The following is a 14,965-nucleotide window of genomic DNA, read 5'->3' as shown; positions in this document are numbered from 1 at the left end:
TCAGTGCCGAATCAGGAAAAACCCAAAGCCACCTATGAGCAAGCGATTGCCATCGATAACGCACGTCTGGGCCAATCCTTTAAAGTCATTGCCTATGCCGGCACGGGTAAAACTACCACCCTGCAAATGATCAGCGATGCCATGCCTGAACGGCGTGGCATGTACCTGGCTTTTAACAAGGCGATTGCCAATGAAGCCCAGCAAAAGTTTCACCGTAATGTAGATTGCCGCACCTTCCACTCGCTGGCTTTTCGCAGCGTGCCACGTGGCGTGACCGATAAATTACGCCTGCCACGTTTAAGCCCCAGTTTCCTTGCCAAAGAATATCGCTTGGAACCGATCACTTTACGGCGCCTCATGGGTGGGCGTTACGAAAAATATGTATTGATGCCCAGCCGTCTGGCCAGTCTAGTTGCCAATGCGGTGAGCTTTTTCTGTTCGACCAGCTCGCAATATCCGGCACCCCGTCATATTCAAGCTCCCAGCTGGTTACATCCAGATGATTTAACCCTCTTGCAGCAACACCTCTATCCGGCCGTAGAACGACGCTGGCTGGAGTCGATTGACCCGAACCATCAGGCCGGCATTGGCCATGATATTTATCTGAAACTCTGGGCGCTTTCAGAGCCGAATATCCCGGCTGATTATGTGCTGTTTGATGAAGCGCAAGATGCCGATCCGCTCATGCTAGGCATTTTGTTACGGCAAAAACAGACTCAGGTCATCTATGTCGGTGATGCGCATCAGCAGATTTATGCCTGGCGCGGGGCAATTAACGCCATGCAGCAACTGCCTTTGCCAGAATCCCGCCTCACCACGTCCTTCCGTTTTGGCGATGCGATTGCGGAGGTGGCGAATGCCCTGCTCGGCGGTCTGAATGAAACCGTGCCCTTATTGGGCAATCCGCAGCTCAAGTCCAGCGTGGTCAATAAGCCACATACCAAAATGCGTGATGCTATCCTGTGCCGCACCAATGCACGCGCGATGGAACTGCTGCTTTCCGGACTGGTCAACGGCGATAAAGTCAGCCTGCAGGCCGATCATGTCAAACTGGACCGTTTTGTCGATGCGGCCAGCCTGCTGAAACAGGGCAAACGTGTCACCGATGTCCCGGAACTGGCCTGGTTTAATTCCTGGCATGACGTGCATGAATACTGTGAAACCAATGAAGGCAGTGACATCAAGCCCTTAGTCAAATTGGTCGATGATCACGGCACTGCACCGCTGAAAAAAGCCCTGGCCAAAATCACGCCAATTGAACAGGCGGATTACGTCATTTCTACGGCACACAAGGCCAAAGGATTAGAATGGAACCGGGTTCATCTGGAAGATGATTATCAGTTCAAGCTCAATGGCCTCGACCATAAAATTAGCGATGAAGAACTGCGCTTACTTTACGTGGCGTGCACACGTGCTAAAGTAAGCTTAAATATCCATCATATTTATGACTTGATTCAACAGCTCAGAGTAAAAGCCTCCCCCAGCCTGCGCAAATCGGTAGGCTAAACTTTTGCAGGTGGTCCATGAAGCTTCATTCGATCCGCTTAAAGCATGCCAACCATTTTGCCGATTTACAGGCGAACTTCCATTATCATGACCAGCCGATCACCCTGATTCTCGGTGATCAAGGTGTCGGCAAGACCACATTGCTCAAACACTGCTATCAGGCACTAAGCTGGTTCTCCGCCCGATTGAAAGATGCTCGTGGTGCAGGGGTAATCATGCTGGATCAAGACATCATGCAGACCCGAATCCAATCCAAGATTGACATTCAGGTGCGCATTCCGTCTGAATTGGGTCAATTGCCCGAATCTGCAGACGTCACCGTGCAAGATTCGTCATTATGCAGATGGCAACTGTATAAAACCCTGAATGCGAACTCGTCCGGCCTCAGCAAGGCGGAAACTGCTGAACTGGAACAACTGATCGAACTCTATCAGCAGGCTATCAAACAGGATCCCCTGCAAGGCTTGCCCGTCATTGCCTATTATCCCGCTGAACGTTTCGTCAATGAAGTCAACCTACTCAGCAAAAATAATCCGATGGTGTTTCATGCCAGTTCCGCGTATGAACAGAATGCCATCTCTTTCACGACCTTTGCCCGTTTTTTTGAATGGCTGCGTGAAGTCAGTGATGTCGAAAATGCCCAGACTGCCCAATTGTTGCAGCAGTTTCTGACCCATGCACAGGACAAAAACAGCTCTTTTGATCTGGTACAGGCGCATGCCCAGATCCACAGTCCAGCACTCACCGCCCTAAAAACCACCTTACACACGGTTTTTCCCGAGATTAGCGACTTTTATCTGCAATATCATCCAAAATTGCAGTTAATGGTGCAGTATGAAGGTAAAACCATGCTGTACCAGCAATTGCCCAACACCGTTAAAAACTGGATTGCCCTGATTGGTGATTTGGTACGCCGTCTCTGTCTGCTTAATCCGTTAAGCCTCTATCCTTGTCAGGAAGGGGATGGCATTGTGTTGATTGATCATATTGATGCCCATCTGGACCAAAATCTGAGCCAAGTAATTCTGCAACGTCTGCATCAGGCCTTTCCCCAGTTACAATTGATTGTGACGGGGAATCGGAGTGAACTTTTAGAAGATGCAGCCCGCTACCAATGTCTGCGACTGGAGCATCAAACCTTACACCCTGTGCATTCCCCAGAAACCTGGGCAGCATTCGATCATCTGTATGCCGGTTTGGGGATCAGTACCGACCAACCTGAACCGCTAGAAAGCCTGAAACCGCCTGCGCCTCCCGTTGATCCGGAACAGGTACGTGAACTATTCCAACAATTGACAGTTGAACAGCAATCTGCATTATTGCAACAGCTGCAAGTTGATAGCGATCCAAGCAACCCCGAAACCTCTTTATAATTTTCCAAGACCAATCAATAAAACGGTATAAAATTTACCAATTGATAAACAATAATACTTTAAATAGCATCATCTCACTGAATATTCGACTATTTTACCGGCAATCAAAACAATCATAAGCTATTGATTTTGTTATTTTCATGTAATAAATATAGGGTATTATTAAAAAAAATAGGGTACACTACTCACTTTCCGAATCCGATTTTACAAGTTGCGCAATACAACTTGACGTTTTACTTTTGAACTGATGTGGGTTTTTCTGGATTTGAACTTTGGACTGCTCTTTGCAGACCTTGAAATCCTAAAAAATAAAATTCATCTTTAGGTCAGCCGGCCTAATTCAAGACATGGATACGCGTGTGCTACTGACGATTATTCTTTTACCCCTCATTCTTGGCACTACTCTTGTCTCGTGGCTAAAACGATTGTCGCGCGGGGCCACGGCTGTAGGAGCCATCGGCATCAGCCTGAGCAGTTTTGCCCTGCTCGTCAGCCAGGCCAAGACCATTTTTTCCGGCCAAGCCATTTATGAACATTGGCCCTGGCTGCCGCAATTAGGAATTGATCTCAGCCTGCGTCTGGATGCCTTGGGACTGTTGTTTTCCCTATTGATCACGGGAATTGGTACGCTCATCCTGATTTATGCGTATTTTTATCTCAGTGCAAAAAATTCATTAAGCAAGCTATACCAACTCTTGATGTTGTTCATGGCTGCCATGCTGGGCATTTCGCTCTCCAATAATTTAATCATCTTGCTGGTATTCTGGGAGCTCACCAGTATTTCGTCTTTTTTACTGGTGGGATATTGGAGCAATTACGAAGCCGCACAACGTGGTTCACGTATGGCTCTCACCATTACCGGGATGGGAGGATTGGCATTACTCGGGGGTTTTATTCTGCTTCAGCAAATCACCGGAACCTATCAGATTGACCAGATTCTGGGTATGCGCGACAGTATCCAGCAACACACTCTGTTTGTCCCGGCACTGTTGTTGATTTTACTCGGTGCCTTTACCAAAAGTGCCCAGTTCCCATTCCATTTCTGGCTACCCAATGCCATGGCGGCGCCGACCCCCGTCTCGGCTTATTTACATTCTGCCACCATGGTCAAGGCGGGTATTTTTCTCCTGGCACGCTTGCTGCCAATCTTTGCCGGTGCTGCGCTTTACCATAATCTCGTGACTTTCATCGGGCTATTTACCCTGTGTATCGCCGCATTCTTTGCCATTTTTAAAGAAGATCTGAAAGGTTTGCTGGCGTACTCGACCATCAGCCATTTGGGACTGATCGTGTGTCTTTTAGGCATCGGCTCGCCCCTCGCGGTCGCTGCGGCAATTTTTCACATCATTAACCATGCCACTTTCAAGGCTGCGCTGTTTATGATTGCCGGCATTGTCGATCATGAAACCGAAACTCGAGATTTGCGCAAGCTCAGTGGTATCGGACAGCTGTTACCCTTTACCGCCACATTGACCATGATCACGGCGGCAGCCATGGCCGGGGTGCCATTGACCAATGGTTTTCTATCCAAGGAAATGTTCTTTACTGAACTGCTCACAAGCCTGTCCGGTTATGCCCTCATCGTGTGTGGCATTGTGGCTACACTGGCTGGCATGTTTGCAGTCGCCTATTCAATCCGCCTGGTACATGGCGTATTTTTTGATGGCCCAGTCGGTCATGAGGTTCCGAATAAAACAGCACATGAACCGCCACTGGGCATGCGTGCACCGGTCATTTTCCTCGCCAGCTTATGTATCCTGATCGGGATTTCCCCTGCACTGCTGGTTGAACCGATCATCAACAGCGTGACACGCGCCAGCCTGGCAACCGAGTTTGCCGGCACCCATCTAGCCCTTTGGCATGGGTTTAACCTGCCTTTGCTGATGAGTGGATTGGCACTGATCGGTGGCATTCTGTTTTATTTCAGTCTGGCTAAAGATGGCCGAATTCGTAAAATTGATCTCGATCCGGCATTGGGCCGTTTACAGGGCCGCTGGTTGTTTGATGCCTTTTTACGAAAACTGCTGATCAATGCCATCCGCTTAAAACGCAAGACCGAAACCGGCTCTCTGCAAAATTATCTGCTCTGGATCATCATGTTTAGTATCGCGGTGGTGGCAACCCCGCTGATCGGCCAGAACCTGATGACCGGTAGCCGCGAGTTGAGCCATGCTCCTTGGGCTGCGGTGGTGTTATGGCTGATTTTGGCGACCGCCTGTTGGATGATGTTGTGGTTCCACCATGAACGGATCAAAGCGGTACTGATCAGTGGTGCAGTTGGCCTAGTGGTCAGCATGGTATTTATCACCCTCTCAGCGCCGGATCTGGCATTGACTCAGATTACGGTGGATGTGGTCACCACGGTTTTACTGCTGATGAGTTTATCTTTGCTGCCACAGCTTACTCCCTATGAATCCAGCAGCTCCAGACGTTGGCGCGATGCCCTGATTGCTATCCTGTCGGGCGTAGGTATCACCTGGATTACCTGGCTGATCTTGACCCGTGACCACAGTTCCATTTCCTGGTTCTTTATCCAGCAATCTCTGCCTTTGGGTGGGGGTTCCAATGTAGTTAACGTGATTCTGGTGGATTTCCGCGGCTTTGATACCTTCGGTGAAATTACGGTTTTAGGCATCGCAGCGATTGGCACCTTATGTTTAATGGATGGCATGCGTGGTCATGGCACAGTCATCACCCAAGGCTTGACCTACCGTTTTAACCCTTCTCCACTCATGCTGCGTATCACAGCTTCCTGGGTGTTACCGGTCGCTTTGGTCGTCAGTTTGTACATTTTCCTGCGCGGACATAATTATCCTGGCGGGGGCTTTATTGCCGGCCTGGTTACTGCGATGGCCTTAATTATTCAATACATTGCGCTAGGTCAGGATCATGCCGAGCAGTTATTAAAAGCCAAGTCCGGCCGCCTGTATGAAATCTGGATTGGATCGGGTCTCACGATTGCCGGTGCCACCGGGATCGCCGCCTGGTACTGGTCACGGCCGTTCCTGACCAGTGCACATATTTATGTCTCTCCACCACTGGTCGGCGAGATGCATCTGGCCTCGGCCGCGCTGTTCGATGTTGGCGTTTATGTCACGGTGGTCGGTGCCACCATGTTGATGATTTCAGTACTGGGCGACTCTCGACACTCGACCATGTCGGGCCCGATTGCCAAGGAGTAAACAGATGATCAGTTTGGAATTACTACTCGCCTCTGGCATTGGTTTACTGACAGCGACCGGTGTGTATCTGCTGTTACGTGCCAGAACCTTTGCCGTAGTGCTCGGTCTCGCGATGATCGGCTATGCGGTCAATTTATTCCTGTTTGCGATGGGACGAGTCCACCTGAATGCACCGGCAATTCTCACCGAAACCAGCCGGGTTACCGATCCACTGCCGCAGGCACTGGTACTAACTGCCATCGTCATCGGCTTTGCCACCACGGCATTTATTGTGCAGCTTGCCCTGCGTAGCCGCTATGAATCTGGTACCGATCATGTCGATGCCAAAGAGGAATTCCCGATGTACGATCCGCGTGAGGATGAGCCTTGATGTCTGCGTTACTCGATTTTTGGCAGCTGCACACGCCGCTGCTCAGCATCCTGATTCCGGCGTTCACCGGTTTTTTCCTGTTGTTGCTGGGCAATCCGGGTTCTGGATCACTGGCACAGGACTGGCGTCAACCCTGGCGTCGGGGTATCAGCTTCTTTTCAGCCTTCGCAGGACTGGCCACCGCGATCAGCTATTTGATCTATGCCAGTGCTGGCGCAATCACGGTTTATCAGCTCAGTGAATGGTCTGCCCCATTTGGCATTGTCTTGGTATTGGATCGATTGTCCGCTTTCATGCTGGTCTTGACTTATGCACTGGCTTTGCCGGTACTCTGGTATGCCTGCCAGCAGTGGGATTTACGTGGACGCTATTTCCACGCCATGTTTCACTTTTTATTGATGGGACTATGTGGTGCCTTCCTGACGGGGGACCTGTTTAACCTATTTGTGTTTTTTGAAATTCTACTGATGGCCTCCTATGTGCTGCTACTACATGGCCAAGGCAAGGCACGATTCCAGCTCGGCGTACATTATGTCACCATTAACCTGCTGGCCTCTGCACTGTTCCTGATCGGCCTGGGACTGATTTATGCCAGTGTCGGCAGCCTGAATATGGCCGATGTTTCAAGGCTGTTACCGACGCTGGCTGAAGATGAGCACAAATTGGCCGTGGCAGGCGGTTTATTGCTGTTTGTGGTTTTTGGCATCAAGGCGGCGATGCTGCCTGTGGGTTTTTGGTTACCCAAAACTTATGCAGTTGCCACCACACCGGTCGCTGCGCTGTTTACCATCATGACCAAAGTGGGGATTTATGCGATCTTGCGGGTCAATGCTACCGTATTTGACGACCTGTTTTCACAGGCTGCCCTGCTACGCTGGCTGCTCCCGATTGGCCTGATCACCTCAATTTATGGAGTGATTGCTGCCATGGGGGCAGAACGCTTACGCCGTTTTGTGGGTTTTATGGTGCTTTCATCAATTGGTACATTGCTCATCGCAATCTCGCTGTTCAATACCGCTGCTTGGGCTGCTGCGCTGTATTATCTGGTCCACAGCACCCTGATTGCCACTGTTTTTTATATTTTCTGTGGCTGGGTCACATCACAACGCGGTAAATATAAAGACCATCTGAATGTCGCACCGAAAATGAAACAGCATAAAGTCATGGGGATCTGCTATTTGCTAATTGCCCTGATGATGGCCGGTTTACCGCCATTTAGCGGCTTTTTAGGTAAGGTATTTATCTTGCAGGCCTCTGCGCAACACCCTAATCAGGGCTGGATTATTGGCAGCATTTTACTGGTTAGCCTACTCAGCATGATCGCATTGACACGTGTTGGATTTATCCTTTTCTGGCGCGCGACTATGCCGGAAGACTGCGAGAGCAAAGCAGCTTGTCAAGCCTATCAGGCCTTGCCCGAACAGGCACCTCCAGGCAATGACAAGACGATTTACCTGTTACTCACCGGTTTAATCCTGTATGTGATCTTTGCTGCACCGATCCAGAACTTCACCTTACATACCGCACAACAAATACAAAATAAGATGTTATATCAACAGGCGATTTTGCGTTTGGATGCCCATCGGCAAGTCATCAGTACACAACCCTTTGATCCCGAATATATTCCGGAAACCAAATATGGGGGTGAAGTTGAGGATGCCAATGCACACCTGATTCCGCATGTGATTCATCCTAACACCCTGCAAGGGGAACATATTTCTGACTATAAGCAGCGCCAAATCCAGCATCAGGATCAACAGATCGGTGTGCAGGACGAAGCACAGCTAAAACCGATGGAGCCTTGATCATGCAAAAAATCTCCTTCTGGGAACGCTGCCTGCCCCACCCCTTCGTTTCCGTAATGGTGGGTGCCAGCTGGCTGATGCTGGCGCATAGTCTGGATTTTGGCAATTTGCTAATCGCACTGATTCTGGCACTGCTTTTACCTTATCTGGTTAAACCGTTTATTGCCCGCACACCGCATATCCATTATGGGCGGGCAATCAGACTCACCGGGATCGTGTTATGGGATATTGTGATTGCTAACCTACGTGTGGCCAAACTGGTACTGGGCCCGAGTGATCAGCTTCATCCGAAATGGTTTCGGGTTCCTCTGGCTTCAGAACACGATCAGGTCAACAGTTTATTGGCGATGATCATTACCACCACACCCGGCACAGTTTCAGCAGGAATTGATCAGGAACGTGGGGATATTTTGGTACACGCGCTGAGCACCCAGGATACAGATCTGGAAATTCAGGAGATCAAGCGCCGTTATGAAACGCCCTTGATGCATATTTTTGGGGTGAATCCAAAATCTGGAGATCAATCATGACCATCTTGCCGTACACCTTAGGGATTTGCCTGATTGCGATCACCATTTCCATGTTTTTATGCCTGATCCGACTGATCATGGGACCCTCTGTCGTCGACCGTCTACTGGCACTGGATACGCTGTTTCTGAATGCCACTTGTCTCGTGGTGGTTCTGGGCTTGTACTGGACCACCACCGCAATGTTTGAAGGTGCATTACTGGTCGCAATGCTCGGTTTTGTTTCTACTGCAGCGTTGGCCCGTTATTTCACCACAGGTCATGTGATTGATTAGAGGAAGATGCAATGCAGCTATTCATGGAAATTCTGGTTTCGATCTTTCTGATCATTGGTGCCTTTTTTATGTTGGTCGGTGGTATCGGTATGGTCCGTCTCCCCGATCTGTTTATGCGCCTGCATGCGCCGACCAAATCCAGTACGTTGGGGCTCGGCAGCTTTCTAATCGCTAGCATGGTTTATTGGGGATTTCAGGGACGCTTTGGTTTTGCTGAAATCCTGCTGACTTTACTGGCCTTTATCACCGCACCGGTTTCAGCCAATCTCATGGCACAGGCCGCCCTGCATTTACGCCTACGTGCACTCAGTGGTGAAGTACCTGAAAGTCTGAATCAACGTTTGCCTTGGCAGCGTGATCGTCGCAGCAACATCCGTAAAAGCAAAAAATAATTTTCCAATAGACAGACCAATTCAGAGATACAAAAAAGCCACCGCGAGGGTGGCTTTTTTATTGGAGCTTTTATTCATCATCTTTTTTGCTGTCATCAGCTGCAGGTAAATCCTTCACTGCTTCAGCAATCAGACCAAACATGTAGTTACCGTAGGCATTGGTTTTGTCGTAATGGAAACGTAAACGTGGGGTCACGCGTGTTTTAATTCGACGGCTCAATTCCTGACGCAAGAAACCGGAGGCCTTATTCAGGACATCCAAGGTTTCTTTGTGTGCAGCTTCGTTCTGGTCATCGCTCAGTTCGCGTCCCATTACGGTTACATACACATCGGCATAACCCAAGTCTGGACTCACCTTCACCGCTGAGATGGTCACAAGACCACCTAAGCGTGGATCTTTCAGCTCCTGACGGATCAGCTCGGACAACTCGCGTTGTACGCTATCCGCCATGCGCTTTAAGCGTTGGCTACCCGCCATTAAAGACTCCGTTTAATCAATTGGACATCATATACTTCGATCTTGTCGTGTACTTTGATGTCTTTATAACCTTTCACGGCAAGACCACATTCCATACCGGCGCGAACTTCTTCCACCACGTCTTTATAACGACGTAGAGATTCAAGTTCACCCTGGAATACCACCACGTCATCACGTAATACACGAATCGGTTTGTTACGGTGCAACATCCCTTCAAGTACCATACAGCCCGCAGCCGCACCGAACTTGCTTGAGTGGAACACTTCACGCACTTCGGCAATACCCAGAATCGTTTCGCGATGCTCAGGGGCAAGCTTACCGCTCATAGCCGCTTTCACGTCATCGATCAATTCATAGATGATGCTGTAGTAACGGATATCGATACCATCAGCATCCGCTTTTTGACGTGCAGTTGTATCGGCACGCACGTTAAAGCCAAGAAGTACGGCTTCTGAAGATTCTGCAAGGGTTACATCAGACTCGGTGATCGCACCGACGCCTGAACCAATCACACGTACTTTTACTTCATCGGTTGCAAGGTCAGCAAGCGCAACATGCAAGGCTTCCAATGTACCGCGTACATCGGTTTTCAGCACCACATTCACCACAGGCACATCTTTTTTGCCCATAGATGACATGATGTTTTCAAGACGCATCGCACTTTGACGCTCAAGACGTTTTTCACGTTCACGCGCCATACGAGCATCTGCCACTTCACGCGCTTTTTTCTCGTCGTTCACAACCAGAACTTCGTCACCTGCCATTGGCGCTTCAGGAAGACCCAGAATTTCCACTGGAATTGAAGGACCGGCTGATTGAATACGTTTACCGTATTCATCCACCATCGCACGCACACGACCATAAGATGAACCAGCAAGTACAAGATCACCCACGTTCAAGGTACCGTTTTGTACCAAGATTGAAGTCACCGCACCACGTTCTTTATCCACACGCGCTTCAATAACCACACCTTGTGCAGCACCTTCAGCAGAAGCCTGTAGCTCCATCAATTCAGCTTGGATCAGGATCAAGTCCAGTAATTCATCAATCCCTTGACCTGAGTGTGCAGAAACCATTGCCACTGGAACGTCACCGCCCCATTGTTCAGGTACAATTTCTTTCGTAGTCAATTCATTCAATACGCGATCTGGATCAGCAGATTCCTTATCCATTTTGTTGATCGCAACAATAATTGGTGTACCTGCAGCACGAGCGTGATCAATCGCTTCAGCCGTTTGAGGCATTACACCATCATCTGCCGCAACCACGAGAACCACGATATCTGTCGCTTTGGCACCACGTGAACGCATTGCTGTAAACGCTGCGTGTCCAGGAGTGTCCAAGAAAGTAATCATGCCTTTCTCGGTTTCCACATGGTAAGCACCGATATGCTGGGTAATACCACCCGCTTCACCCGCTGCTACTTTGGTACGACGGATACGATCCAGCAATGAAGTCTTACCATGGTCAACGTGACCCATGATCGTTACCACTGGTGCACGATTGGTCAATTCACCACGTTCCTGCTCTGCCTGCTCAAGCAAGTTGTCTTCTGCAGCTGTATCAGACACAAGAACCGGATTATGGCCCATTTCTTCAACTACAAGTGCAGCAGTATCTTGGTCAATCGCCTGGTTTTGAGTAACAAGCTCACCCATTTTCATGAGGGTCTTGATCACTTCACGCACTTTCACAGCCATTTTCTGTGCAAGATCGCCAACGACAATCGTTGAACCGATTTCAACATCATAAATTTGTTTTTTAACCGGTTTTTCGAAAGCATGCTTATTGGCTTGACTCGATTTCAAACCACGTTTGTTATGGTTTGAACTGAAGTTTTGCTCTTCCTGACCACGACGGCCGCCTTTTTTCGCAGCACGCGGGTTGGCAGAACCGCCACCACGTTTGATCTCACGGTCTTCTTGTTTGAAAGAATCTTCATACGCCTGGCCAACAAGACCCGCTGCCAAAGGCGAATCATCAATCACGCGGATCGTGGTCGTCGCATCATCAGCAGAATATTTGGACGCCATCTGACGCATTTGTTCAAGCGTCCGCTGTTGTGCTTCTTCAGCAGCCTTACGACGTGCTGCTTCTTCAGCTGCTTTAAGCTGAGCCGCTTGTTCTTCACGCGCTTTACGCTGTTCTGGGGTTTCGCTTGGCTTAACCACTGGCTTCGCCGGCGTTTTGCGCTTCACAACCACTTCTGCTTTTGCAGTGGTTTTTGCTGCACTTTCTTGTTTTGCAGCTGCACGCATTGCATCTAAAGTTGCTTTGGCTTTGTTTTCACCTTGCTGGCTTTGTGCCTGTGCTTCTTCACGCGCTTTTTGCTCAGGGTTATGGCGAGCAATCATATCAGCACGTGCTTGTTCTGCTGCCTGTGCTTTAGCGCGCGCTTCAGCAGCAATCTGTTCTGGGTTTGGCTTGGTAAATGTATGCTTCTTACGAACTTCTACATTAATTGTTTTAGCCTTACCTGAAGTACTGGCAACTTTCGCCGTACTGGTGGTTTTACGTTTCAACGTGATTTTTCCTGCGTTACCATTGTCTTGGCCATGAACTTTCTTCAAATAGCCGACAAGGGTATCTTGTTGTTCGGTGGAAATAATGTCATCAGCTGTACGTTGTGGCAATCCTGCATCGCGAACCTGTTCCAGGAGCTTTTCAACAGGACGTCCCACACTGAGAGCCAACTCTTTAATCGACTTGTCCGTCATTTATTACCTCCTAGTTAGTTAAACCATGATTCGCGTGCTTTCATGATCAGTTGACCTGCTTTTTCTGCATCAAGCCCTTCGATATCTGAAATATCATCAGTTGCCTGATCCGCAAGATCATCCAGGGTGACCACACCACGAGCAGCGAGTGCATAGGCAATCTCTTTGGTCATGCCTTCCATATTTAACAATTCAGCACTTGGGTCCTGAATGTTTTCTTGTTGCTGTAATGCATCAGCCAACGCAACTTCTTTGGCACGGCTTTGCAACAACTCAACTGTTTCTGCATCTAATTCGATTTCGTCGAATGTTTCGACAGGAACATAAGCCACTTCTTCAAGTGACGTAAAGCCCATTTCAACCAACGCCATCGCTAGATCTTCATCAATATCTAGACGTGAAACAAACATGTCGAGATATTGCTGTGCTTCATTTTGCTGACGTGCACGGTATTCATCTTCAAGCATCATGTCGAGCTTGTAACCGGTCAATTCTGAAGCCAAACGCACGTTTTGACCCTGAGAACCGATGGCACGAGCCAACTGGTCACTCGCAGCAAAGATGATGTCCGCCGTTTTCGCATCTTCATCAATGACGATACCGGATACATCTGCTGGCTCAAGTGCACTTGCGATGTATTGTGCTGGGTCATCTGACCACACCACCACATCAATACGCTCACCATTGAGCTCTTGCTGTACTGCCTGAATACGCGTACCACGCATACCAATACATGCACCGACTGGATCAATACGGTGATCATTGGTTTTCACCGCAATTTTAGCACGGACACCTGGCTGACGTGCAGCGGCCTTGATCTCAATAATTTCTTCAGAAATTTCAGGAATTTCTTTTTTCATCAAGGCAATTAACATTTCCGGCTTAGCACGCGACAACAATAATTGCGCACCACGTCCTTCACGGTTCACGCTATACAAAATGGCATTAACGCGCTGTTTTGGACGCAGAATTTCTTTTGGAATCATTTCTTCACGCGCCAAATACGCTTCCGCATTGTCGCCAAGATCAATAATGAAACCATCTTTGGTCTGTTTCTTCACTTCACCGTAGATCAGCTCGCCGACTTTTGATTCATAGGCATCTGCAATCAGTGCACGCTCTGCTTCACGGATTTTCTGTACAATGACTTGCTTGGCAATTTGCGCGGCAATACGGCCGAACTCGATAGATTCCACTTCGAGTTCACGGATATCACCAATCGACCATTTTGACGGATCGACGTCAGAAATCGCATCCTGGCAGGCTGGCATTTCATGATCTTCATCTGCCACCACTTCCCATTGACGGAAAGTACGGTAATCACCGGTTTTACGATCAATTTCTACACGTAAACGTGCTTCTTCAGAGTGCGTGCCTTCATAGAATTTCTTCTTGGTCGCAGCTACGAGTGCCTGCTCAAGTGCCTCGAAAATCGCTTCACGACTAACACCTTTTTCATTACTAACCGTTTCTACAACGGTAAGAATTTCACGGCCCATAAGTCACCTATAGATTCTTATAAATTGAATTAATTTAGTCCTGATAGATCAAGTTTGCTTTATCGATATTATGACTGTCGATTTCAAGCACATGCTGACCATCCACTTCAACCTGAATGGTTTCATGTTCAAGATCTACCGCAAGCAACTTGGCCTGGAACTTACGACGGTTATCTACAGCACTGATCAGACGCAACGCAACAGTTTGTCCGATATAAGCTGGTAATTGTGCAAGTTGAAAAAATGGACGATCCCATCCAGGAGAAGACACTTCTAATGCATACTCACCGGAGATCGGATCATGAACATCGAGGATCGCACCCACTTGCTGGGTCACACGCACACAATCCTGTACTCCGATACCACGGCCTTGTTCAAGTTCACCATCTTCATTGATGACCGGCTCGGCATTTTCGTCAACGTCTTTATCAATATAAATACGCAACAAAGAGCGTTTTCCTTGTGGGATAAATTCGATGCCCCACAGCTCGACATTACAGGCTTGTACCGCAGGTGCAATTAAATCTTGGAGTGCTTGAGTTTTGTTTGATAGCTTCATTTACTCTCGTCATCTTGTGCGATTCAATCGGTCTTTTGACCGACACAGACTACTATAGTGAAGCATGACTATTTGACCAATTGATGTCGACACTACACGATAGCCAATAAAAAAGGGCGTTAATCGCCCCTATATTTTACACAGAAAACCAAAGTCCACTGTGCAAAAAGGCCCACCTATTTGTGAGCCTCTTTAGAAACTTGGTAGCGGGAGCTGGATTTGAACCAACGACCTTCGGGTTATGAGCCCGACGAGCTACCAGACTGCTCCATCCCGCATCAA

The 14,965-nt window shown here is 48.6% G+C and carries 12 protein-coding genes and 1 tRNA gene; 8 read left to right on the top strand and 5 right to left on the bottom strand.

The window, feature by feature from the left end; genetic code table 11:
- Window positions 1–3 precede the first annotated feature (3 nt).
- The 8 genes from PAE54_RS05265 to PAE54_RS05230 all read left to right on the top strand — a co-directional run bounded on the left by PAE54_RS05265 (window position 4) and on the right by PAE54_RS05230 (window position 9,430).
- Window positions 4–1,506, top strand: a complete 1,503-nt coding sequence (locus PAE54_RS05265; protein ID WP_326518709.1) for a UvrD-helicase domain-containing protein — start codon at window positions 4–6, stop codon at window positions 1,504–1,506.
- A gap of 17 nt (window positions 1,507–1,523) precedes the next feature.
- The gene (locus PAE54_RS05260; protein WP_326518687.1) at window positions 1,524–2,879 is read left to right on the top strand and encodes an AAA family ATPase; all 1,356 of its coding nucleotides are present in this window, start codon (window positions 1,524–1,526) and stop codon (window positions 2,877–2,879) included.
- 347 nt (window positions 2,880–3,226) lie between these two features.
- Window positions 3,227–6,061, top strand: coding sequence for a monovalent cation/H+ antiporter subunit A (locus PAE54_RS05255; RefSeq protein WP_326518686.1), 2,835 nt, complete (start codon window positions 3,227–3,229; stop codon window positions 6,059–6,061).
- A gap of 4 nt (window positions 6,062–6,065) precedes the next feature.
- The gene (locus tag PAE54_RS05250; protein WP_273778294.1) at window positions 6,066–6,431 is read left to right on the top strand and encodes a Na+/H+ antiporter subunit C; all 366 of its coding nucleotides are present in this window, start codon (window positions 6,066–6,068) and stop codon (window positions 6,429–6,431) included.
- On the top strand, window positions 6,431–8,236 hold the full coding sequence (locus tag PAE54_RS05245) for a monovalent cation/H+ antiporter subunit D (RefSeq protein WP_326518685.1): 1,806 nt from the start codon (window positions 6,431–6,433) through the stop codon (window positions 8,234–8,236). Before PAE54_RS05250 ends, PAE54_RS05245 begins: the two co-directional genes overlap by 1 nt.
- A gap of 2 nt (window positions 8,237–8,238) precedes the next feature.
- Window positions 8,239–8,766 (top strand): Na+/H+ antiporter subunit E, encoded by a 528-nt coding sequence (locus tag PAE54_RS05240; RefSeq protein ID WP_326518684.1) that lies wholly within the window; start codon window positions 8,239–8,241, stop codon window positions 8,764–8,766.
- Window positions 8,763–9,038: a monovalent cation/H+ antiporter subunit F gene (locus PAE54_RS05235; protein WP_273778291.1), complete on the top strand. Its 276-nt coding sequence runs from the start codon at window positions 8,763–8,765 to the stop codon at window positions 9,036–9,038. The genes PAE54_RS05240 and PAE54_RS05235 overlap by 4 nt, the downstream gene beginning before the upstream one ends.
- Window positions 9,039–9,049: 11 nt before the next feature.
- Window positions 9,050–9,430 (top strand): Na+/H+ antiporter subunit G, encoded by a 381-nt coding sequence (locus tag PAE54_RS05230; RefSeq protein WP_326518683.1) that lies wholly within the window; start codon window positions 9,050–9,052, stop codon window positions 9,428–9,430.
- Between the two features lie 70 nt (window positions 9,431–9,500).
- Here the strand turns inward: PAE54_RS05230 and PAE54_RS05225 are convergent, their stop codons facing one another.
- The 5 genes from PAE54_RS05225 to PAE54_RS05205 all read right to left on the bottom strand — a co-directional run bounded on the left by PAE54_RS05225 (window position 9,501) and on the right by PAE54_RS05205 (window position 14,961).
- A complete protein-coding gene (locus PAE54_RS05225) occupies window positions 9,501–9,908 on the bottom strand; it encodes a ribosome-binding factor A (RefSeq protein WP_273778289.1) in 408 nt (135 codons plus the stop codon).
- Window positions 9,908–12,625 carry a translation initiation factor IF-2 gene (gene infB / locus PAE54_RS05220; RefSeq protein ID WP_273778287.1) on the bottom strand — a complete coding sequence of 906 codons (2,718 nt, stop codon included), beginning with the start codon at window positions 12,623–12,625 and terminating at the stop codon, window positions 9,908–9,910. Before infB ends, PAE54_RS05225 begins: the two co-directional genes overlap by 1 nt.
- Window positions 12,626–12,639: 14 nt before the next feature.
- Window positions 12,640–14,124: a transcription termination factor NusA gene (gene nusA / locus PAE54_RS05215; protein ID WP_273778285.1), complete on the bottom strand. Its 1,485-nt coding sequence runs from the start codon at window positions 14,122–14,124 to the stop codon at window positions 12,640–12,642.
- 34 nt (window positions 14,125–14,158) lie between these two features.
- Window positions 14,159–14,683 (bottom strand): ribosome maturation factor RimP, encoded by a 525-nt coding sequence (gene rimP / locus PAE54_RS05210; RefSeq protein WP_273778284.1) that lies wholly within the window; start codon window positions 14,681–14,683, stop codon window positions 14,159–14,161.
- Window positions 14,684–14,884: 201 nt separating this feature from the next.
- Window positions 14,885–14,961: transfer RNA gene (locus PAE54_RS05205), tRNA-Met, on the bottom strand.
- Between the last annotated feature and the right edge of the window lie 4 nt (window positions 14,962–14,965).

The sequence above is a fragment of the Acinetobacter minutum genome, from assembly GCF_035916735.1.
In the GTDB taxonomy this organism is placed as follows: Bacteria; Pseudomonadota; Gammaproteobacteria; order Pseudomonadales; family Moraxellaceae; genus Acinetobacter.
The sequence above is the reverse complement of the archived record's forward strand: the minus strand, read 5'-3'. Positions and strand labels throughout refer to the sequence as shown.